A 20,509-nucleotide genomic window follows, 5' to 3' on the forward strand; every position below is an offset into this window, starting at 1 on the left:
AAACTCTTTCCATGAATCTGCTCAAATCGTTGGCCGCCGTCAGCTCTATCACGATGCTTTCCCGGGTTCTGGGATTTGTTCGGGACACCCTCATCGCGCGCGCATTTGGCGCGGGAATGGCGACCGACGCCTTCTTTATCGCCTTCAAACTGCCCAATCTGCTGCGGCGGATCTTTGCCGAAGGGGCGTTTTCCCAGGCGTTTGTGCCGATTCTTGCCGAATACAAAAGCCAGAAGGGCGAGGAAGCGACCCGAACCTTCATTGCCTATGTCTCGGGCCTGCTGACGCTGGTGCTGGCGCTGGTCACGGTGTTGGGCATGATTGCCGCGCCGTGGGTCATCTGGGTGACCGCGCCGGGTTTCACCAACACGCCGGAAAAATTCGAACTGACATCAAGCCTTTTGCGGGTGACTTTTCCTTACATCCTGCTGATTTCCCTGTCGTCATTGGCCGGTGCGATTCTCAATACCTGGAACCGTTTTTCGGTGCCAGCCTTCGTGCCGACGCTGCTGAACGTCAGCATGATCATCTTTTCGGTGTTTTTGACGCCGTACTTCGACCCGCCGGTGATGGCGCTCGGCTGGGCGGTACTGGTCGGCGGCCTGGCGCAGTTGCTTTATCAGCTGCCGCACCTGAAAAAGATCGGCATGCTGGTGCTGCCCCGCCTGAACCTGCGCGACACTGGCGTCTGGCGTGTCATGAAGCAGATGTTGCCGGCCATTCTCGGGGTGTCGGTGAGTCAGATTTCGCTGATCATCAACACTATTTTTGCCTCGTTCCTGGTCGCCGGTTCAGTGTCCTGGATGTATTACGCCGACCGTTTGATGGAGCTGCCGTCCGGCGTGTTGGGCGTGGCCCTGGGGACGATTCTGCTGCCGACCCTGGCCAAGACCTACGCCAACAAGGATCGTCACGAGTATTCGCGCATCCTCGACTGGGGTCTGCGCCTGTGCTTCGTATTGGTACTGCCTTGCTCGCTGGCATTGGGGATTCTGGCGGAGCCGTTGACGGTTTCCTTGTTCCAGTACGGCCAGTTCAATGCGTTTGATGCATCGATGACCCAGCGTGCCCTGATCGCTTATTCGGTCGGTTTGCTTGGGATTATCGTGATCAAAGTGCTGGCCCCCGGCTTTTATGCGCAACAAAACATCCGCACACCGGTAAAAATTGCGATTTTCACCCTGGTGGTCACCCAGTTGTTCAACTTGATGCTGATCGGGCCACTGGCTCACGCGGGCCTGGCCTTGGCGATCAGTGCCGGCGCCTGCCTCAATGCCGGCTTGCTGTTCTATCAACTGCGCAAACAGCAGATGTACCAACCGCAGCCGGGCTGGGCGAAGTTCGCGTTCAAACTGCTGGTCGCGGTGGCGGTGATGTCCGCGGTACTGTTGGGGGTAATGCATTTCATGCCAGCCTGGGATCAGGGGCATATGCTCGAGCGCTTCTTGCGTCTGGGGGCGTTGGTGGCGGCGGGTGTGGTGGCTTATTTCGGCATGTTAGTGTTGATGGGTTTCCGTTTGCGCGACTTCAATCGCAAGACGCTGGAATAGAGGTTCTGGCTTCGATAAACACGGGCGAGCCGACAGTTTTGTCGGCTCGATCACTTTGGGTTACGGTGTTGCCTGTCGTCGGCCGCCGGGTGTGGTTATAATCGACCACTTTATGAGCAAGAAGCGCGTTATGCAGCTGGTTCGAGGCCTCCACAATCTGCGCCCCCAGCATCGGGGCTGTGTCGCCACTATTGGCAACTTTGACGGTGTTCACCGTGGTCACCAGGCTATCCTGGCGCGGCTGCGTGAACGTGCGCTCGAGTTGGGCGTGCCCAGCTGCGTGGTGATTTTCGAGCCGCAGCCGCGAGAATTTTTCGCCCCGGACACGGCCCCGGCCCGTCTGGCCCGGCTGCGGGACAAACTGCAGCTGCTGGCCGACGAAGGTGTCGACCGGGTCCTGTGCCTGGCCTTCAACCAGCGGCTGAGCAAGCTCAGCGCCAGCGAATTCGTTGATACCATCCTGGTGGACGGCCTTGGTGTACAGCACCTTGAAGTCGGTGATGACTTCCGGTTTGGCTGCGACCGCGTAGGGGATTTCGATTTCCTGCAACAAGCCGGCATCATTCAGGGCTTTACCGTCGAGGCGGCGCAAACCGTTGAGCTGGAAGGTATTCGCGTCAGCAGCACTCAGGTCCGCAATGCCCTGGCCGCAGCTGATTTTGCCTTGGCCGAGCGACTGCTAGGTCGGCCGTTCCAGATTACCGGGCGGGTACTGCACGGCCAGAAGCTGGCTCGCCAGTTGGGTACGCCCACGGCCAACATACAACTCAAGCGCCGTCGCGTTCCGCTTTCCGGGGTTTATCTGGTCAACGTCGACATCGACGGCAAGACCTGGCCCGGCGTCGCCAATATCGGCGTGCGGCCAACGGTACAAGGTGATGGCAAGGCCCACCTCGAAATACATCTTTTAGATTTTGCCGGCGATCTGTATGACCGGCGTTTAACGGTGGTTTTCCACCACAAGCTGCGTGAAGAGCAGCGTTTCGCCTCTCTGGAGGCGTTGAAAACGGCGATCAACGCGGATGTCGCCGCCGCCCGTGCACTAGCCGCACCTAGCGCCCATCGCTAATGAAGAGCCTTAAATGACCGACTATAAAGCCACGCTAAACCTTCCGGACACCGCCTTCCCAATGAAGGCCGGCCTGCCTCAGCGCGAACCGCAGATTCTGCAGCGCTGGGACAGCATTGGCCTGTACGGAAAGTTGCGCGAGATTGGCAAGGATCGTCCGAAGTTCGTATTGCACGACGGCCCTCCGTACGCCAACGGCTCGATTCACATCGGTCATGCGCTGAACAAGATTCTCAAGGACATGATCATCCGCTCGAAGACCTTGTCGGGCTTCGACGCGCCTTATGTTCCGGGCTGGGACTGCCACGGCCTGCCGATCGAGCACAAGGTCGAAGTGACCCACGGCAAGAACCTGGGCGCGGACAAGACCCGCGAACTGTGCCGGGCCTATGCCACCGAGCAGATCGAAGGGCAGAAGTCCGAGTTCATTCGCCTCGGTGTGCTGGGCGAYTTCGCCAACCCGTACAAGACCATGGACTTCAAGAACGAGGCCGGTGAAATCCGAGCCTTGGCCGAAATCGTCAAGGGCGGTTTCGTGTTCAAGGGCCTCAAGCCTGTGAACTGGTGCTTCGACTGCGGTTCGGCCCTGGCCGAGGCGGAAGTCGAGTACGAGAACAAGAAGTCCTCGACCATCGACGTGGCTTTCCCGATTGCCGATGAAGCCAAACTGGCTGCGGCCTTTGGCCTGACATCGCTGGCCAAGCCTGCCTCGATCGTGATCTGGACCACCACCCCGTGGACCATCCCGGCCAACCAGGCGCTGAACGTTCACCCGGAATTCAACTACGCCCTGGTCGACGTCGGCGACAAGCTCCTGGTGTTGGCTGAAGAGCTGGTCGAGTCGTGCCTGGCACGCTACTCGCTGGAAGGTTCGGCCATTGCGACCACCACCGGTAGAGCGCTGGAACTGATCAACTTCCGTCACCCGTTCTACGACCGTCTGTCGCCGGTTTACCTGGCCGACTACGTTGAACTGGGCGCCGGCACCGGTGTGGTTCACTCCTCACCAGCCTACGGCGTGGACGACTTCGTGACCTGCAAGAAGTACGGCATGGTCAACGACGACATCCTCAACCCGGTACAAAGCAACGGCGTTTACGTACCGTCGCTGGAATTCTTCGGCGGCCAGTTCATCTGGAAGGCCAACCCGGCCATCGTCGACAAGCTGACCGAAGTCGGTGCGCTGTTGCACACCACCGTCATTGAACACAGCTACATGCACTGCTGGCGCCACAAGACTCCGCTGATCTATCGCGCCACTGCGCAGTGGTTCATCGGCATGGACAAGCAGCCGACCACCGGCGACACCCTGCGTCAGCGCTCGCTCAAGGCCATCGAAGAGACAGGGTTCATTCCGGCCTGGGGCCAGGCGCGCCTGCACTCGATGATCGCCAACCGTCCGGACTGGTGCATTTCCCGTCAGCGCAACTGGGGCGTGCCGATCCCGTTCTTCCTGAACAAGGAAAGCGGCGAACTGCACCCGCGTACCGTCGAGTTGATGGAAGAAGTCGCCAAGCGCGTTGAAGTCGAAGGCATCGAGGCCTGGTTCAAGCTGGACGCCGCCGAACTGCTGGGCGCTGAAGCGCCGCAGTACGACAAGATCAGCGACACCCTGGACGTCTGGTTCGACTCGGGCACCACGCACTGGCACGTCCTGCGCGGTTCGCACCCGATGGGTCACGAAACCGGCCCGCGCGCCGACCTGTACCTGGAGGGCTCGGACCAGCACCGTGGCTGGTTCCACTCGTCGCTGCTGACCGGTTGCGCCATCGACAACCACGCACCGTATCGCGAACTGCTGACTCACGGCTTCACCGTCGACGAGTCCGGCCGCAAGATGTCCAAGTCCCTGGGCAACGTGATCGCGCCACAGAAAGTCAACGACACCCTGGGCGCCGACATCATGCGTCTGTGGGTTGCTTCGACCGATTACTCGGGTGAAATGGCGGTTTCCGAGCAGATCCTGCAACGCAGTGCGGACGCCTACCGGCGTATCCGTAACACCGCGCGTTTCCTGCTTTCGAACCTGACCGGCTTCAACCCGGCCACCGACCTGTTGCCGGCCGAAGAAATGCTGGCTCTGGACCGTTGGGCCGTGGACCGTGCCCTGCTGCTGCAACGCGAACTGCAAGAGCACTACGGCGAATACCGCTTCTGGAACGTGTACTCGAAGATCCATAACTTCTGCGTGCAGGAACTGGGCGGCTTCTACCTCGACATCATCAAGGATCGCCAGTACACCACTGGCGCCGATAGCAAGGCCCGCCGCTCGTGCCAGACCGCGCTGTTCCACATCTGCGAGGCGTTGGTGCGCTGGATCGCGCCGATCCTGGCGTTCACCGCCGACGAACTGTGGCAGTACCTGCCGGGCGAGCGTAACGAATCCGTCATGCTCAACACCTGGTACGAAGGTCTGAGCGAACTGCCGGAAGGCTTCGAGCTGGATCGCGCCTACTGGGACCGGATCATGGCGGTCAAGGTCGCCGTCAACAAGGAAATGGAAATCCAGCGCGCGGCCAAGGCTGTCGGTGGCAACCTGCAAGCCGAAGTGACGCTGTTCGCCGAAGACGCGCTGACTGCCGACATGGCCAAGCTGAGCAACGAGCTGCGCTTCGTGCTGATCACTTCGACCGCCAGTGTCGCGCCATTGGTGCAGGCACCGGCCGATGCCGTGGTCACCGAAGTCAGCGGCCTGAAGCTGAAGATCGTCAAGTCGGCCTTCGCCAAGTGCGCCCGTTGCTGGCACTGCCGTGAAGACGTCGGTGTGAATCCGGAGCATCCGGAAATCTGCGGCCGTTGCGTCGACAACATCAGCGGCGCTGGCGAGGTCCGTCACTATGCCTAATGCCGTTGGCCGTTTCGGACGGCTGAGCTGGCTCTGGTTGAGTTTGCTGGTTCTGGTCATCGACCAGGCCAGCAAGTTCTACTTCGAAGGCAAGCTTGCGATGTACCAGCAAATCGTGGTGATCCCCGATTACTTCAGCTGGACCCTGGCCTATAACACCGGTGCGGCGTTCAGCTTTCTGGCTGACAGCTCCGGCTGGCAGCGCTGGCTGTTCGCGTTGATCGCTGTCGTGGTCAGTGCGGTGCTGGTGGTGTGGCTCAAGCGTCTGGGGCGCAACGAGACCTGGCTGGCGATTGCGCTGGCACTGGTGCTCGGCGGCGCGCTGGGCAATCTTTATGACCGCATTGCCCTGGGCCATGTGATCGATTTCATTCTGGTGCATTGGCAGAACCGCTGGTATTTCCCGGCGTTCAACTTTGCCGACAGTGCAATCACGGTTGGTGCTGTCATGCTGGCACTGGATATGTTCAAAAGTAAAAAGACCGGAGAAACCGTTCATGACTGAACAGGTATTGGCTGAGCAACGCATCGGTCAGAACACGGAAGTCACCTTGCATTTCGCATTGCGCCTGGAGAACGGCGACACTGTGGACAGTACTTTCGACAAAGCCCCGGCGACCTTCAAGGTCGGTGACGGCAACCTGTTGCCAGGTTTCGAAGCGGCCCTGTTCGGTTTCAAGGCCGGTGACAAGCGTACGCTGAGCATCGAGCCGGAAAACGCTTTCGGTCAGCCTAACCCGCAAAACGTGCAGATCATCCCGCGCTCTCAGTTCCAGGACATGGAACTGTCGCCTGGCTTGCTGGTGATCTTCAACGATGCGGCTAATACTGAATTGCCGGGTGTAGTCAAAGAGTTCGATGATGCGCAAGTGACCATTGACTTCAACCATCCGCTGGCTGGCAAGACGCTGACCTTTGACGTGGAAATCATTTCCGTCAAAGCGCTCTGAGGCATTACGGGGGCAGCTTCTGTTGCCACCGGACCCTGTGGGAGCGAGCTTGCTCGCGATGAGGGCCTGACAGTCGATATTGATGTTGACTGACACTGCGCTATCGCGAGCAAGCTCGCTCCCACAGGAAGTTTCACTGTTCTCGAACCTTGTGTTTGAGCAACAGGACCGCATTATCATTTTTCGCGCGCAAGACACGAGGCACAGCATGCAAATCAAACTCGCCAACCCCCGTGGCTTCTGCGCCGGTGTGGACCGGGCGATCGAAATCGTCAACCGCGCCCTGGAAGTCTTCGGGCCGCCGATCTACGTTCGCCATGAAGTGGTTCACAACAAGTTTGTCGTCGAAGACCTGCGCTCCCGTGGTGCGATCTTCGTCGAAGAGCTGGACCAGGTGCCGGACGACGTCATCGTGATCTTCAGTGCCCACGGCGTTTCCCAGGCCGTGCGCAGCGAAGCGGCTGGCCGTGGGCTGAAAGTATTCGACGCCACGTGCCCGCTGGTGACCAAAGTCCACATCGAAGTGGCGCGCTACAGTCGTGACGGCCGAGAGTGCATTCTCATCGGCCACGCCGGTCACCCGGAAGTCGAAGGCACCATGGGTCAGTACGATGCCGGCAACGGCGGCGCGATCTACCTGGTCGAAGACGAGAAAGACGTTGCGGCCTTGCAGGTAAACAACCCTGAACAGCTCGCGTTCGTGACCCAGACCACGCTGTCGATGGACGACACCAGCCGCGTTATCGACGCGCTGCGTTCGCGCTTCCCGGCCATCGGTGGACCGCGCAAGGACGACATTTGCTACGCCACGCAAAACCGTCAGGACGCGGTTAAACAACTGGCCGACGAGTGCGACGTGGTGCTGGTAGTCGGTAGCCCGAACAGCTCCAACTCCAATCGCTTGCGCGAGTTGGCTGAACGCATGTCCACTCCGGCCTACCTGATCGACGGTGCCGAAGACCTGCAAAAGAGCTGGTTCGAAGGCGTCGAGCGTATCGGTATCACCGCTGGCGCATCCGCCCCCGAAGTCCTGGTGCGCGGCGTGATCGAGCAATTGCAGGCCTGGGGTGCCACCGGTGCCGATGAACTGGCCGGTCGCGAGGAGAACATCACGTTCTCGATGCCTAAAGAACTGCGCGTTCGCTCGTTGCTCTGAAGTTATTCCTTTCTTCGCATAACGCCTGCTCAGCCTTGTCGTTGCGCAGGCTGACGCGCCCGGTTCGTGCCAACACCACTTGATGTTGGCTCACCGGCACGCGAACTGCGCAAATGTGTAATGTCCCTCCAAACAGCGGCTCGCCCTGACCTCTGAATCGTATTGAGCTTTCGACCGTACTGTTCCCCGCAATCGACACGCGCGCGCCGCTCTGGCGTTCGGCCAGCAGCGGATTGTCGCTGTCCATCTCCCCTTTGCCGCTGATATCCAGAATGATCCGCCAGCCTTGGCTCCAGTCGCCATTGATGCCGTGAATCACCACGGCCTGGTTGCGGGTGATGGCTTCGCTCCGGGCGGTGCGAATACCACTGAATAGGGCCTGCGCCGCTTGCTGTCTTTGGTTCGACTCGATCAGCGTTGCGAACGCCGGACTGACCAGTTGCAGAACAATTCCTGTAATTGCCAGTCCCATGAGCAGTTCGATCAGGCTGAAGCCTTGTTGCCGCATGACATGGCCCTCCGTGGCGTACTGTGGCTCACGCAATCCCTGCGCGAGAAAAGACAACGCAAACGCACAGCATCGTTCGGATGTTGTGCTGCGCAACAGCAGGTATAGCCGAAGGAAACAGAAGGTCCCGATGGATCATCGTACAAAAGGTTTCACGCTGATCGAGTTGCTGGTCGCGCTCGCGATCCTGCTTATCCTGCTGACCATGGCCGTTCCGGGGTTTACCCGCTCGGTGCAAACGACGAGGGCCGATACCGAAATTTCGGACCTGCGACGAGCCCTTGATTTTGCCCGGCTCGAAGCCATTGATCGGGGCAATACCACACGGGTGCGCCCGACGGCCGGTGGGGATGTCTGGAGCGGGGAGCTAACGATTTACGACGGTACTGGCTCTTTGGCCAGTGTATTACGGGTTATTCCGGCGATGAGCAGCGGCGCAACTCTGGCGCTAACCTCTGGCGTCACTGCCATCGATTTCAACAGCATGGGCGGATTGTCATCACCGTCCTCAGCGGTGGTGATCAGCTATGGGCGGGGCGCACAAAGCAGGACGCTGACAGTGTGTTTGAACGGACGAATTCTATTGGGTGGAAGTTGCGGATGAGGGCAGGGAGGCAAGGCACGCAGGAGGGCATGACGCTGGTCGAAGTCCTGGTGGCGTTAGTCATTCTGGGAGTGGGGTTGCTGGGGGCAGCGGCGTTTCAGCTCAATGCGTTGAAGTACACGGACAGCGCGCGCATGACCAGTCAGGCCAGCTTTATCGCCTACGACCTGATGGACCGCATTCGCGCCAACGCCACTGCGGACTACACCATCGCGCCGCCGGCTTCGGGCAATCCGGACGTTACCCGGGATCAGGACCTGTTTGACTTCAAAGCCAATATTGTCAGTTCGCTCGGTGCTACCGCAACGGGCAGCGTCACCGTCAATCAGCAGCTGTACACCATCACGATTACCTGGGACGACTCACGGGCTGCGAAGGCCGCCGACTCTCGGCGCAGTTTTGTCCTGAGCAGTCGCGCGGCCATTGATCCGGTGATGATCCCGTGATGCGCCGCAGCAGGGGTTTTGGCCTGGTCGAGTTGCTGATCGCCCTGGCATTGAGCCTGATCGTGGTGCTGGGCGTGGTGCAGGTTTTCATTGCAGCCAAGAACACTTATCTCAGCCAGAACGCGGCCGCGAACATGCAGGAGGACGCACGTTTCGTGCTGAGCAAAATGATTCAGGAAGTCCGCATGGTCGGGATGTTCGGTTGCCTGGAAACGATCACCGACTCAAGTCAGAAAGGTGATTTCCATGCCAGTCAGCTAGCACCGATCCGCTGGGACAACGGCGGCCGCAAGTTGACGCTGGTTACGGCGGATGTCGGCGGCAATGGCGGCAAGCCGGACTGGACCGTGCTTTCCGATTGTCGAACCCATTCGACGGCCTACAGTGAAGGTCGGGCGCCAGTGGCAGGGCAACTGGCCTTTCCGATACGGCGGCTGGATTACAGCTTCGGCAACAACCAACTGCTTATGAAGAGCGGGGCCGCAGCAGACCAGGTATTGGTGGATAACGTCAGCGCTTTCGACGTGAGCTTCGGCCTGGCCAGCACGGCCACTGATCTGGCTGCTTCGCGCTACAGCAGCAATCCGTCGGACCCCGCGCTGATTCGTAGTGTTCGCCTGAGCCTGACTCTCACCGATCCGAACCACCGGGTGAGCGATCAAACCTTCAACGTGGTTGCCGCTCTGCGCAACCGCTTGCCATGAGGGAGTGCCAATGAATCGTGCTCCCAAGACGTATTACGCCCAACGCGGCATGGCACTGTTGGTCAGTCTGGTGTTCTTGCTCTTGCTGACACTGATTGGGCTTTCATCGATGCAGAGCGCCACTCTGCAGGAAAAAATGGCCGGTAGCGTCGCCTTGCGCAATCAGTCGTTCCAGAGTGCCGAAGCCGCATTGCGGGTGGGCGAGGGTGCAGTGCGGCGGGACAGTTATGCGTTACCTGTTTGCAGCGGCATCGTTCAATGTGCACCACCGTCCGAGTCTTCGACTATTACCGCTGCCGGTTTCAACGCCTCTTCAGGCGTGACCTGGGTTGCATCGGGCAAGGGCTTTTATGGCGTGCAAAATATCGGTGTCAGCCGAAATGCGGTGAATGTGCCCATCAATACCCCGGCGACCTTGTATCGGGTAACGGCGGTCGGCATCGCGGGTCATTCACGCAGTGTGGTGGAGAGCATCTATGCGAAGTACTGAGCGACCTGTCAGGTTATGGTCACAAATGATCGGTGTCGTCGTCGCGCTTGACCTGTCGATGTCGGCGCACGCTGCCACGTCAGCGGATTCGCCGGCGCTGAACCGGCCAACCTGTCTGGCCAATGGCAACTGGTACGGTTTTTACCACAGCAATCAGGGGTTGAAAGCCGTCTGCCTGAAGCTGCCCGAGGCGATCAGCGTTAAGATGCTCGACAGCAACGCCGATGGAGTGGTCGACAACAGTGACACGCTATCCGATGGCGTGATCTTTGTTGGAGAGCATTCGACCCAGGACGCCAGCGACAATGGCGGGGCCGTGAACGATTCCACTGGCGACGGTACTGCGGGGATTGAAAAATCCGGCGGCAGCCGTCGCATCATGTGGCGACAAATACAGTGACTGAGAATTGATACATGCGTAGTTCCAACCGCGGTTTTACCCTGATCGAAATCATGATCGCGATTGCGATCATCGGTATTGTCATGACCATTGCTGCCCCGAGTTACACCGAATACCTGAACAAGGGCCGCCGCGCAGAAGTGGCCGGTCTGCTCTCGGAGCAGGCGCAGCTTCTGGAGCGCTTCTACTCGCAAAAAAATGCCTACACCGATGCGACGGGCCTCAGTGCCGGCAATGATTACTATGCCATCACACCGACCCTGACCGACCAGACCTTCCTGTTGACGGCGGTACGCAAGGCTGACTCGAGCATGGCCACTGACAAGTGTGGTGATCTGACCATCACCAATATCGGAGTCCTCGGCATGGTCAACGCAAAATCCGGCCTGACCAGCAAAGACTGCTGGGGGCGCTGAGTTTTTTTCGGGTGCCTTTTGCACTCTCTGTCTATTTAACGATTGGATCAGAACATGACCAGGCAACAGCAAGTGGTGATTGTCGGCGGTGGAGTGATTGGTTTGCTGACGGCCTYCAATCTCGCGTCCGAAGTGCAAAGCGTTGTGCTGCTGGATCGCTCGAACGTAGGCCAGGAGTCGTCCTGGGCGGGTGGCGGCATCGTTTCGCCGCTTTACCCGTGGCGCTACAGTCCGGCAGTCACCGCGTTGGCTCACTGGTCCCAAGACTTTTATCCACAACTGGGCGAGCGCTTGTTTGCCGCCACCGGCGTTGATCCTGAAGTGCACACCACCGGTCTTTACTGGCTGGATCTGGATGACGAGGCTGAAGCGCTGGCATGGGCCGCCCGGGAAAATCGTCCGTTGAGTGCGGTGGATATTTCGGCAGCCCACGACGCCGTGCCGGTGCTGGGCAGCGGTTTTTCCCGGGCGATCTACATGGCCGACGTCGCCAACGTGCGTAATCCGCGACTGGTGAAGTCACTCAAGGCCGCGTTGCTGGCGCTGCCGAACGTGACGATCCATGAGCAGTGCGAAGTCAGCGGGTTTGTTCGTGACGGCAACAAAGTGGTCGGCGTGCAGACCGCCACAGGTGCTGTCCTGGGCGATCAAGTGGTCCTGACGGCGGGGGCCTGGAGTGGCGATTTGCTCAAGCGTCTGGATCTGACGTTGCCGGTCGAACCGGTGAAAGGGCAGATGATTCTCTACAAGTGTGCGGCGGATTTCCTGCCGAGCATGGTCCTGGCCAAGGGCCGTTATGCGATTCCCCGGCGCGACGGGCACATTCTGATCGGCAGTACGCTGGAGCATGAAGGCTTTGACAAGACGCCGACCGGGGCGGCACTGGAAAGCCTGAAGGCGTCCGCGGTGGAATTGATCCCGGCGCTGGCCGAGGCCGAAGTGGTGGGGCATTGGGCCGGATTGCGCCCGGGGTCACCCGAGGGCATTCCTTATATCGGCCCGGTACCGGGGTTTGACGGGCTCTGGCTCAACTGCGGGCATTACCGTAACGGGCTGGTGTTGGCGCCAGCGTCATGCCAGTTGTTTGCCGATGTGATGCTGGGTCGGGCGCCGATTATCGATCCGGCGCCTTATGCGCCTGCCGGGCGGCTTTGACTGCGGGACAGTTGTCGTTTGTCAGATCGCCATCGTCGGATCGCCGCCCGGATCAAGCTCGCTCCCACAATGGTTCTGAGGTGTTCGCAGTTGTTGTGTTCACCAATGACCCTGTGGGAGCGAGCTTGATCCGGGCGGCGATCCGACGATGGGGGCCTCAATCCAGTCCCAACTTCTTCAGTCGGTAACGCATCGACCTGAATGACAGATTCAACCGCTGAGCCGCCGCCGTGCGGTTCCAGCGGGTTTCCTCCAGGGCCTGGAGCAGCAGTTGGCGTTCGACGTTTTCCAGGTAGGTTTCCAGATTGTCGATCCGGGTCAGGTCCGGCACGCCACCTTCAGCCCCACAGTTGCCTTCAGCCAGGCGCAGGTCGCCGGCTTCGATCTGATTGTTCTCGCACAAGGTGTGCGCCCGTTCGAGCATGTTTTCCAGTTCCCGCACATTGCCCGGGAAGCGATAGCTTTTCAGCGCATCGAGGGCCTGGGGGTGGAGTCTCGCTGCAGGTTGACCGGTATCGGCGGCCAGGCGCTTGAGTATGTGGCTGGCCAGTATTTCGATGTCATCGCGACGCTCGCGCAAGGGTGGCACCGGGAGTTCGATCACGTTCAAACGGTAGTAAAGATCATGACGAAAGCGTCCGGCGGCGACCTCGGCGCCAAGGTCCTTGTGCGTGGCGCAGAGAATGCGCACATCCACCGCCACTTCCTGCTGCCCGCCGACGCTACGTACGGCTTTCTCCTGAATCGCGCGCAGCAGTTTGACTTGCATGGCCAAYGGCAGGTCAGCCACTTCGTCGAGGAGCAGGGTGCCGCCGTGAGCTGTCTGGAACAGACCGGGTTTGTCTTCGATGGCGCCGCTGAAACTGCCTTTGCGATGGCCGAAAAACTCACTCTCCAACAGTTCCGAAGGAATCGCCGCGCAGTTGATCGCAATGAACGGCTGATTGGCGCGAGGGCTTTGATCATGGATCAGGCGCGCGACCAACTCCTTGCCGCTGCCGGATTCTCCGCTGATGTATACCGTCGCATGGCTGCTGGCCAGTTTGGTGATCTGTTTGCGCAGGTTGCGCATGGGCAATGAGTCACCCAGCAAGCAGCGATCGATGCCAGCCCCGCGGGCAGGAACCAGCAGGGCGCTGGTGACCAGTTCACGCAGGCGCGTAAGGTCCACCGGTTTGGTCAGGAAGTCGAATGCGCCGGCCTTGAGCACATTGACCGCGGTTTCGAGGCTGGCATAGGCGGTGATCATCGCCACCTGGACCTGAGGGTGGCTTTGCTGGATGTGCTGCACCAACTCCAGGCCGGTACCGTCCGGCAACTGCATGTCGGTCAGGCATAGATCGAAGGTTTCGCGTTTCAGCAGGGATTGCGCTTCGCCGACGTTGCGGGCGTTGAACGTCTCCAGTCTCATCCTTCCCAGGGTGATTTCCAGGAGTTCGCGAATGTCCGGCTCGTCATCGACGATCAAGACTTTTTGTCGTGGTCTCATGTTCAACGTGGGCTCCGTCCGTGAGCATAGGTCATGCAAAAGCAGCCGCCTTCCTGGCGTGCCTTGAAGTCTAGGCGGGACAGAGTGCTTTCGTCCGGCTGGCCGGACCGATAAAGCCCCAGGCCCTTGATATAGGGGGCTGGGGCTTCATTATCGAGTATTTCCAGTGATTTCAGGTCGAGCCGTAGCGGCGACATTTGCTCGCGGTACAACAAGTGGAGGACGTTTTCGATTACCCGGTTCATTCGCAGAGAGTGATCTTGAATAATCTGCGTCAGACGTCGATCGACGCCTTTCAGTTCCTTGGGTGCGTGCGATAGTCCTCAATCGGCCGTCATTTCGGGTGACGTATCAGCGGCCTCTGGAACCCTTGTCTTGCTCGAGATGAGCCTGGCTGCAATACCATTGTTGGTCGTGACTCAGCGCGCGGTCACGGGGTAGGTGAACGCCGCAATGGGCACAACGGACCATGGGCGCCGCTTCCCGTTCGGCAGGGGGCTTGGGGGTGGATGCCTGCCCCTTGAACTTGCGCCAGAACCATACTGCAGCGGCAATCAGGGCAACCCAGAACAATAAACGAAGCATGGTGTGCTGCTTTTTGATAGATGAAGCGGCAGTTTAGCCAAGGACCTGACAGCCGCACAGTGTAATAAAGCGCTGAAATAAAAAAGGGAGACTCGAAAGTCTCCCTTTTTGCACAACCCGAGGTGTCAGTCGAACACGCCGAAAGTCATGTAGCTGAACCACGAGCGGTCGCTGTTGTTGCCTTGCGCTTCGTGATTTTCTTCTTCGACCGCGTCGCCATTGTCGTCTTTAGGCTTGAGCTCGGCCGGGATTGCGTCCTTGGCGTCCTGGAATTGCCTCTGGACGTCCTGGTTGGCGCGGGTTTCACCCGGTGGCAGCGGCGGACGCGACTCGATCAGGCCCAGAGTCGCCTTGCTCAGCCACGAACGGTTGTCGGCTTCGGCCACGGTCGGCACGAACTGACCGTCCACCAGCGTCGGGTGGTTCGGGTAGTTGAGCTTCAGGGTTTCCAGGCTGGTAGCCGCCAGTTCGTCCAGATGCAGGCGCTGGTAGGCCTCGGTCATCACCGCCAGGCCGTCGCCGACCGAAGGGGTTTCCTGGAAGTTTTCCACCACGTAACGACCGCGGTTCGCGGCGGCGACATAGGCCTGGCGGGTCAGGTAGTAGTCGGCCACGTGAATTTCGTAGGCCGCCAGCAGGTTGCGCAGATAAATCATGCGCTGCTTGGCGTCTGGCGCGTAGCGGCTGTTCGGGAAGCGGCTGGTCAGCTGGGCGAACTCGTTATAGGAGTCGCGGGCGGCGCCCGGGTCACGCTTGGTCATGTCCAGTGGCAGGAAGCGCGCCAGCAGGCCGACGTCCTGATCGAAAGAAGTCAGGCCCTTGAGGTAGTAGGCGTAATCGACGTTCGGATGCTGTGGGTGCAGACGAATGAAGCGTTCCGCAGCGGACTTGGCCGCTTCTGGCTCGGTGTTCTTGTAGTTGGCGTAGATGAGTTCGAGTTGCGCCTGGTCGGCATAGCGACCGAACGGATAACGCGATTCCAGAGCCTTCAGCTTGGCGATGGCACTGGTGTAGCTACTGTTGTCCAGGTCGTTTTGAGCCTGTTGGTACAGCTCGACTTCACTGAGGTTTTCGTCTACGACTTCCTTCGATGAGCAAGCAGCGGTCAATGCGAGGATGGCGATCAGCAGCAGGTGTTTCACTTGCATGGCGGCTTGCGTCCCTATGACGGCCGCTGTCTTGGGCGTGGCCGTCCTGTTATGATGAACGCCCCGTTGAATAGCCTCGGGGCAAAAGACGCCGTATTTAACCACAAGCGCGCAGCCGAAACCAAAGGCTGTGCCGACGCCTAGTCTGAGCATGTCCGATAAAATTGAACTTCGCGCAGAGGTGCCGTCCGAATTGGGCGGCCAACGCCTCGATCAAGTCGCCGCACAATTATTCGCTGAGCACTCGCGCTCGCGCCTTTCCGCCTGGATCAAAGACGGCCGCCTGACTGTGGATGGGGCGGTTATCCGCCCGCGAGACATCGTCCATGGCGGCGCCATCCTTGAGTTGACTGCCGAGCAGGAAGCTCAGGGCGAATGGGTCGCTCAAGACATTGCCCTGGACATCGTCTACGAAGACGACGACATCCTGGTGATCAACAAACCTGCGGGCCTGGTGGTACACCCGGCTGCCGGTCATGCCGATGGCACCCTGCTCAACGCCTTGCTGCACCACGTGCCGGACATCATCAATGTGCCGCGCGCCGGTATCGTGCATCGCCTGGACAAGGACACCACCGGTCTGATGGTGGTGGCCAAGACCATTCAAGCGCAGACGCAGTTGGTGACACAGTTGCAGAGCCGCAGCGTCAGCCGGATCTACGAGTGCATCGTGATCGGTGTGGTGACAGCCGGAGGCAAGATCAATGCGCCGATCGGTCGTCACGGCCAGCAGCGCCAGCGCATGGCCGTGATGGAAGGTGGCAAGCAGGCCGTCAGCCATTACCGCGTGCTCGAGCGTTTCCGCTCCCACACCCATGTGCGGGTGAAGCTGGAAACCGGTCGTACGCACCAGATTCGCGTACACATGGCGCACATCAACTACCCGTTGGTCGGAGATCCCGCCTACGGTGGTCGTTTCCGTATTCCGCCGGCCGCCAACCCAACCATGGTCGAATCCCTGAAAAGCTTCCCGCGTCAGGCGCTGCATGCGCGTTTCCTGGAGCTGGATCATCCGACCACCGGTCAGCGCATGAGCTGGGAATCGCCGTTGCCGGAAGATTTCGTCTGGCTGCTGACCCTGCTCAAGCAAGACCGCGAGGCGTTCATCGGATGAGTGACTGGCTGATTCCTGACTGGCCCGCGCCGGCCGGGGTCAAAGCCTGCGTGACCACCCGTGCGGGCGGCGTCAGTGTGGCGCCGTTCGACAGCCTCAACCTCGGCGATCACGTCGACGACAGCCCTGAAGCTGTTGCCGAGAATCGCCGTCGTCTTACCGATCATTTCTCCATTCAACCGGCCTGGCTGCAGCAGGTCCACGGCATTGTCGTGGCCCATGCTGATCCTGACCGGGTGGATACGGCTGATGCCAGTTGGACATCAACTCCGGGCGTCGCCTGCGCTGCGATGACCGCCGATTGCCTGCCTGCGCTGTTTTGCGACCGTGCCGGTACCCGTGTCGCTGCGGCCCATGCTGGTTGGCGCGGGCTGGCGGCGGGCGTGCTGGAAGCCACCCTCGACAGTCTGGCGGTACCGCCTGCCGAGGTATTGGTCTGGCTTGGCCCGGCCATCGGCCCGCAAGCCTTTGAAGTCGGCCCTGAAGTGCGCGAAACCTTCGTGCAGCAGTTGCCGCAAGCAGCAGAGGCCTTTGTACCGAGCCAAAACCCCGGCAAGTTCATGGCCGACATCTATAGGCTTGCGCGTCTGCGTCTGGCGGCTCGCGGGGTTACTGCGGTCTACGGCGGCGGGTTCTGCACAGTCACCGATCCGCGCTTCTTCTCTTACCGGCGAAATCCTCGTACCGGTCGATTTGCTTCCTTGATCTGGCTCGAACGCTAGACTTCCCTGACCTGCATCAACGTTCCGACGCTTGAAACTCCCAGAATCGACCACATCTATTGTGCTATCTGGCAGGTTTCTTCATTCAGGATGTTTTATCGGTCCGGCCTGCTCAATAGGAAGGTGACCCATGCGTATAGACCGTTTAACCAGCAAATTGCAGTTAGCGTTGTCCGATGCCCAATCCCTGGCTGTCGGCCACGATCATCCGGCCATCGAGCCTGCGCACTTGATGCAAGCCTTGCTCGAACAGCAGGGCGGCTCGATCAAGCCCCTGCTGATGCAGGTGGGCTTCGACGTCAACAGCCTGCGTAAAGAGTTGACCAAAGAGCTCGACCAGCTACCGAAAATCCAGAACCCGACCGGCGACGTGAACATGTCGCAGGATCTGGCGCGCCTGCTCAATCAGGCCGATCGTCTGGCCCAGCAGAAGGGCGACCAGTTCATCTCCAGCGAACTGGTGCTGCTCGCCGCCATGGACGAGAACAGCAAGCTCGGAAAACTGTTGCTCGGTCAGGGCGTGAGCAAGAAAGCCCTGGAAAACGCGATCAACAACCTGCGTGGTGGCGAGGCCGTCAATGACCCGAACCACGAGGAAGCGCGGCAGGCGCTGGATAAATACACCGTCGACCTGACCAAGCGCGCCGAAGACGGCAAGCTCGATCCGGTGATCGGCCGAGACGATGAAATTCGCCGGACCATCCAGGTCCTGCAGCGCCGTACCAAGAACAACCCGGTGCTGATCGGTGAGCCAGGCGTGGGTAAAACCGCCATCGCCGAAGGCCTGGCCCAGCGCATCATCAATGGTGAAGTGCCGGACGGCCTCAAGGGCAAGCGCCTGTTGTCCCTGGACATGGGGGCGCTGATTGCCGGTGCCAAGTATCGCGGTGAGTTCGAAGAGCGGCTAAAGGCCTTGCTCAATGAACTGTCGAAGCAGGAAGGGCAGATCATCCTGTTCATCGACGAGTTGCATACCATGGTCGGCGCCGGTAAAGGCGAAGGCTCGATGGATGCGGGCAACATGCTCAAGCCGGCCCTGGCCCGTGGTGAGCTGCACTGCGTGGGCGCCACCACGCTCAACGAGTACCGCCAATACATAGAGAAGGACGCCGCTCTCGAGCGACGTTTCCAGAAAGTGCTGGTGGACGAGCCGAGCGAAGAAGACACCATCGCCATCCTGCGTGGCCTCAAAGAGCGTTATGAGGTTCACCACAAGGTGGCGATCACTGACGGCGCGATCATTGCCGCGGCCAAGCTCAGCCATCGCTACATCACTGACCGGCAGTTGCCGGACAAGGCCATCGACCTGATCGACGAGGCCGCCAGCCGCATCCGCATGGAAATCGACTCCAAGCCGGAAGTGCTGGACCGTCTGGAGCGCCGCCTGATTCAGCTGAAGGTGGAATCCCAGGCGCTGAAGAAAGAAAGCGACGACGCGGCGAAGAAGCGTCTGGAAAAATTGCAGGAAGAAATCGCTCGGCATGAGCGTGAGTACTCCGATCTCGAAGAAATCTGGAACTCGGAAAAAGCCGAGGTTCAGGGTTCTGCGCAAATCCAGCAGAAGATCGAACAGTCCCGCCAGGAACTGGAAGCCGCTCGCCGTAAAGGCGACCTGAACCGCATGGCGGAGTTGCAGTACGGGGTGATCCCGGATCTGGAACGCAGCCTGCAAATGGTCGACCAGCATGGCAAACCCGAAAACCAGTTGCTGCGCAGCAAGGTGACTGAAGAGGAGATCGCCGAAGTCGTGTCGAAGTGGACCGGTATCCCGGTGTCGAAGATGCTCGAAGGCGAGCGCGAAAAACTGATGAAGATGGAAAGCCTGTTGCACCAGCGTGTGATCGGCCAGGACGAAGCGGTTGTGGCGGTTTCCAACGCGGTGCGGCGTTCCCGCGCCGGGTTGTCCGACCCGAACCGGCCAAGCGGCTCGTTCATGTTCCTCGGCCCGACCGGTGTCGGTAAAACCGAGCTGTGCAAGGCGTTGGYCGAGTTCCTCTTCGATACTGAAGAGGCGATGGTGCGGATCGACATGTCCGAGTTCATGGAGAAACATTCCGTGGCTCGCTTGATCGGTGCGCCACCAGGCTACGTGGGCTACGAAGAGGGCGGTTACCTGACCGAGGCGGTGCGTCGCAAGCCGTATTCGGTGATCCTCATGGACGAAGTCGAGAAGGCGCACCCGGATGTGTTCAACATCTTGCTGCAAGTGCTCGAGGATGGTCGTCTGACCGACAGCCATGGCCGCACGGTGGACTTCAAGAACACCGTGATTGTCATGACGTCCAACCTGGGGTCGGTACAGATCCAGGAACTGGTCGGTGACCGTGAGGCGCAGCGCGCGGCGGTGATGGATGCGATTTCCACCCACTTCCGGCCGGAGTTCATCAACCGGGTCGATGAAGTGGTGATCTTCGAGCCGTTGGCTCGGGATCAGATCGCCGGCATTACCGAGATTCAGCTGGGCCGTCTGCGCAGCCGCCTGACCGAGCGCGAGCTGAAGCTTGAGCTCAGCCCTGAGGCGATGGACAAGCTGATCGCGGTCGGTTACGACCCGGTGTACGGCGCACGGCCACTCAAGCGCGCTATCCAGCGCTGGATCGAGAACCCGCTGGCGCAGCTGATCCTGTCCGGTCGATTCATGCCGGGCGATACCGCTCACGGCGTGGTGGAAAACGACGAAATCGTCTTCGTCTGATCCATAACGGCGGCAAAATTGAAAAGGCCTCGCATAACGAGGCCTTTTTTTCGTTAGGCTGTTGAACTCAAAGGAAAAGGCTTGTAAAGTGCGCCCCGCAGTCAGTCACCCGCCAGGGTTTCCGCTCCCCAAGCAGGAATCCAAAATAAGTTGCAAATCATTAACTTGAAAGCAATTTAGGGGGTTGACAGAGGTGCTGAAGATTGTAGAATAGCGCGCCTCAGACACACGAACGCAGCGATGCGAACGGGTTGAAGAGAACGCAGTAAAGCTTCAATGTTGTAAATTGAAATGTGTAGTTCCGTGATAGCTCAGTCGGTAGAGCAAATGACTGTTAATCATTGGGTCCCAGGTTCGAGTCCTGGTCACGGAGCCAATTTCAAACCGGGGTATAGCGCAGTCCGGTAGCGCGCCTGCTTTGGGAGCAGGATGTCAGGAGTTCGAATCCCCTTACCCCGACCAT

At 59.7% G+C, this 20,509-nt stretch carries 21 protein-coding genes, 2 tRNA genes and 1 pseudogene; 18 read left to right on the top strand and 6 right to left on the bottom strand.

Annotated features, from left to right (window positions below; genetic code table 11):
- The first annotated feature begins 11 nt into the window (after positions 1-11).
- On the top strand, positions 12-1,550 hold the full coding sequence (murJ, locus tag ACXRVY_RS03000) for a murein biosynthesis integral membrane protein MurJ (protein ID WP_223463602.1): 1,539 nt from the start codon (positions 12-14) through the stop codon (positions 1,548-1,550).
- Here the strand turns inward: murJ and ACXRVY_RS03005 are convergent.
- The gene (locus tag ACXRVY_RS03005) at positions 1,528-1,773 is read right to left on the bottom strand and encodes a hypothetical protein (protein WP_458237013.1); all 246 of its coding nucleotides are present in this window, start codon (positions 1,771-1,773) and stop codon (positions 1,528-1,530) included. The genes murJ and ACXRVY_RS03005 overlap by 23 nt on opposite strands.
- Between ACXRVY_RS03005 and ribF the strand changes: the two genes are divergently transcribed.
- The 5 genes from ribF (at position 1,681) to ispH (ending at position 7,570) form a co-directional block, all read left to right on the top strand.
- Positions 1,681-2,619 (top strand): bifunctional riboflavin kinase/FAD synthetase, encoded by a 939-nt coding sequence (gene ribF / locus ACXRVY_RS03010; RefSeq protein ID WP_223463601.1) that lies wholly within the window; start codon positions 1,681-1,683, stop codon positions 2,617-2,619. The two genes, ACXRVY_RS03005 and ribF, sit on opposite strands and share 93 nt — an antisense overlap.
- 13 nt (positions 2,620-2,632) lie before the next feature.
- Positions 2,633-5,464 carry an isoleucine--tRNA ligase gene (gene ileS, locus ACXRVY_RS03015; protein WP_223463600.1) on the top strand — a complete coding sequence of 944 codons (2,832 nt, stop codon included), beginning with the start codon at positions 2,633-2,635 and terminating at the stop codon, positions 5,462-5,464.
- Positions 5,457-5,969 (top strand): signal peptidase II, encoded by a 513-nt coding sequence (gene lspA / locus ACXRVY_RS03020; protein ID WP_223463599.1) that lies wholly within the window; start codon positions 5,457-5,459, stop codon positions 5,967-5,969. Before ileS ends, lspA begins: the two co-directional genes overlap by 8 nt.
- A gap of 7 nt (positions 5,970-5,976) precedes the next feature.
- On the top strand, positions 5,977-6,414 hold the full coding sequence (fkpB, locus tag ACXRVY_RS03025; RefSeq protein WP_172435403.1) for an FKBP-type peptidyl-prolyl cis-trans isomerase: 438 nt from the start codon (positions 5,977-5,979) through the stop codon (positions 6,412-6,414).
- Positions 6,415-6,622: 208 nt separating this feature from the next.
- Complete coding sequence (gene ispH, locus ACXRVY_RS03030; RefSeq protein WP_223463598.1) at positions 6,623-7,570, top strand: 4-hydroxy-3-methylbut-2-enyl diphosphate reductase; 948 nt, start codon at positions 6,623-6,625, stop codon at positions 7,568-7,570.
- On the opposite strand, the gene ACXRVY_RS03035 is transcribed toward ispH, so the two are convergent.
- Entirely contained in the window at positions 7,539-8,078 is a 540-nt protein-coding gene (locus ACXRVY_RS03035; RefSeq protein ID WP_223463597.1) for a GspH/FimT family pseudopilin, read from the bottom strand. The two genes, ispH and ACXRVY_RS03035, sit on opposite strands and share 32 nt — an antisense overlap.
- Positions 8,079-8,208: 130 nt before the next feature.
- Here ACXRVY_RS03035 and ACXRVY_RS03040 point away from each other — a divergent pair, with 130 nt between their 5' ends.
- Genes ACXRVY_RS03040 through thiO form a run of 7 tightly spaced genes read left to right on the top strand, consistent with a single transcriptional unit; the run spans position 8,209 to position 12,293 of the window.
- Positions 8,209-8,682, top strand: a complete 474-nt coding sequence (locus tag ACXRVY_RS03040) for a GspH/FimT family pseudopilin (protein ID WP_223463596.1) — start codon at positions 8,209-8,211, stop codon at positions 8,680-8,682.
- The gene (pilV, locus tag ACXRVY_RS03045; protein ID WP_223463595.1) at positions 8,679-9,128 is read left to right on the top strand and encodes a type IV pilus modification protein PilV; all 450 of its coding nucleotides are present in this window, start codon (positions 8,679-8,681) and stop codon (positions 9,126-9,128) included. The genes ACXRVY_RS03040 and pilV overlap by 4 nt, the downstream gene beginning before the upstream one ends.
- The gene (locus ACXRVY_RS03050; protein ID WP_223463594.1) at positions 9,125-9,832 is read left to right on the top strand and encodes a PilW family protein; all 708 of its coding nucleotides are present in this window, start codon (positions 9,125-9,127) and stop codon (positions 9,830-9,832) included. Before pilV ends, ACXRVY_RS03050 begins: the two co-directional genes overlap by 4 nt.
- 10 nt (positions 9,833-9,842) lie before the next feature.
- The gene (locus ACXRVY_RS03055; RefSeq protein WP_223463593.1) at positions 9,843-10,322 is read left to right on the top strand and encodes a pilus assembly PilX family protein; all 480 of its coding nucleotides are present in this window, start codon (positions 9,843-9,845) and stop codon (positions 10,320-10,322) included.
- Positions 10,323-10,347: 25 nt separating this feature from the next.
- Entirely contained in the window at positions 10,348-10,722 is a 375-nt protein-coding gene (locus ACXRVY_RS03060) for a hypothetical protein (RefSeq protein WP_223463592.1), read from the top strand.
- 14 nt (positions 10,723-10,736) lie between these two features.
- The gene (locus ACXRVY_RS03065; RefSeq protein ID WP_223463591.1) at positions 10,737-11,138 is read left to right on the top strand and encodes a type IV pilin protein; all 402 of its coding nucleotides are present in this window, start codon (positions 10,737-10,739) and stop codon (positions 11,136-11,138) included.
- 54 nt (positions 11,139-11,192) lie between these two features.
- A complete protein-coding gene (thiO, locus tag ACXRVY_RS03070) occupies positions 11,193-12,293 on the top strand; it encodes a glycine oxidase ThiO (protein WP_458237011.1) in 1,101 nt (366 codons plus the stop codon).
- A gap of 157 nt (positions 12,294-12,450) precedes the next feature.
- Here thiO and ACXRVY_RS03075 read toward each other — a convergent pair whose 3' ends face one another.
- The 4 genes and pseudogenes from ACXRVY_RS03075 to ACXRVY_RS03090 form a co-directional block, all read right to left on the bottom strand.
- Positions 12,451-13,782 (bottom strand): sigma-54-dependent transcriptional regulator, encoded by a 1,332-nt coding sequence (locus ACXRVY_RS03075; protein WP_223463685.1) that lies wholly within the window; start codon positions 13,780-13,782, stop codon positions 12,451-12,453.
- A gap of 2 nt (positions 13,783-13,784) precedes the next feature.
- Positions 13,785-14,087, bottom strand: a pseudogene (locus ACXRVY_RS03080) (hypothetical protein); the annotation flags it as partial.
- Between the two features lie 46 nt (positions 14,088-14,133).
- Positions 14,134-14,367, bottom strand: coding sequence for a PP0621 family protein (locus tag ACXRVY_RS03085; RefSeq protein ID WP_223463684.1), 234 nt, complete (start codon positions 14,365-14,367; stop codon positions 14,134-14,136).
- Positions 14,368-14,492: 125 nt separating this feature from the next.
- The gene (locus tag ACXRVY_RS03090) at positions 14,493-15,515 is read right to left on the bottom strand and encodes an outer membrane protein assembly factor BamD (RefSeq protein WP_223463683.1); all 1,023 of its coding nucleotides are present in this window, start codon (positions 15,513-15,515) and stop codon (positions 14,493-14,495) included.
- A gap of 151 nt (positions 15,516-15,666) precedes the next feature.
- On the opposite strand from ACXRVY_RS03090, the gene rluD reads away from it, so the two are divergent.
- From rluD to ACXRVY_RS03115, 5 genes are all read left to right on the top strand, one after another.
- Positions 15,667-16,629 carry a 23S rRNA pseudouridine(1911/1915/1917) synthase RluD gene (gene rluD, locus ACXRVY_RS03095; protein ID WP_223463682.1) on the top strand — a complete coding sequence of 321 codons (963 nt, stop codon included), beginning with the start codon at positions 15,667-15,669 and terminating at the stop codon, positions 16,627-16,629.
- Complete coding sequence (gene pgeF, locus ACXRVY_RS03100) at positions 16,626-17,351, top strand: peptidoglycan editing factor PgeF (RefSeq protein WP_223463681.1); 726 nt, start codon at positions 16,626-16,628, stop codon at positions 17,349-17,351. Before rluD ends, pgeF begins: the two co-directional genes overlap by 4 nt.
- Before the next feature lie 130 nt (positions 17,352-17,481).
- Entirely contained in the window at positions 17,482-20,046 is a 2,565-nt protein-coding gene (clpB, locus tag ACXRVY_RS03105) for an ATP-dependent chaperone ClpB (protein WP_458237012.1), read from the top strand.
- Positions 20,047-20,346: 300 nt separating this feature from the next.
- A tRNA-Asn gene (locus ACXRVY_RS03110) sits at positions 20,347-20,422 on the top strand.
- Between the two features lie 9 nt (positions 20,423-20,431).
- Positions 20,432-20,508 (top strand) — tRNA-Pro (locus tag ACXRVY_RS03115).
- Position 20,509: the final 1 nt, after the last annotated feature.

The organism is Pseudomonas sp. P5_A2_2 (assembly GCF_054177685.1).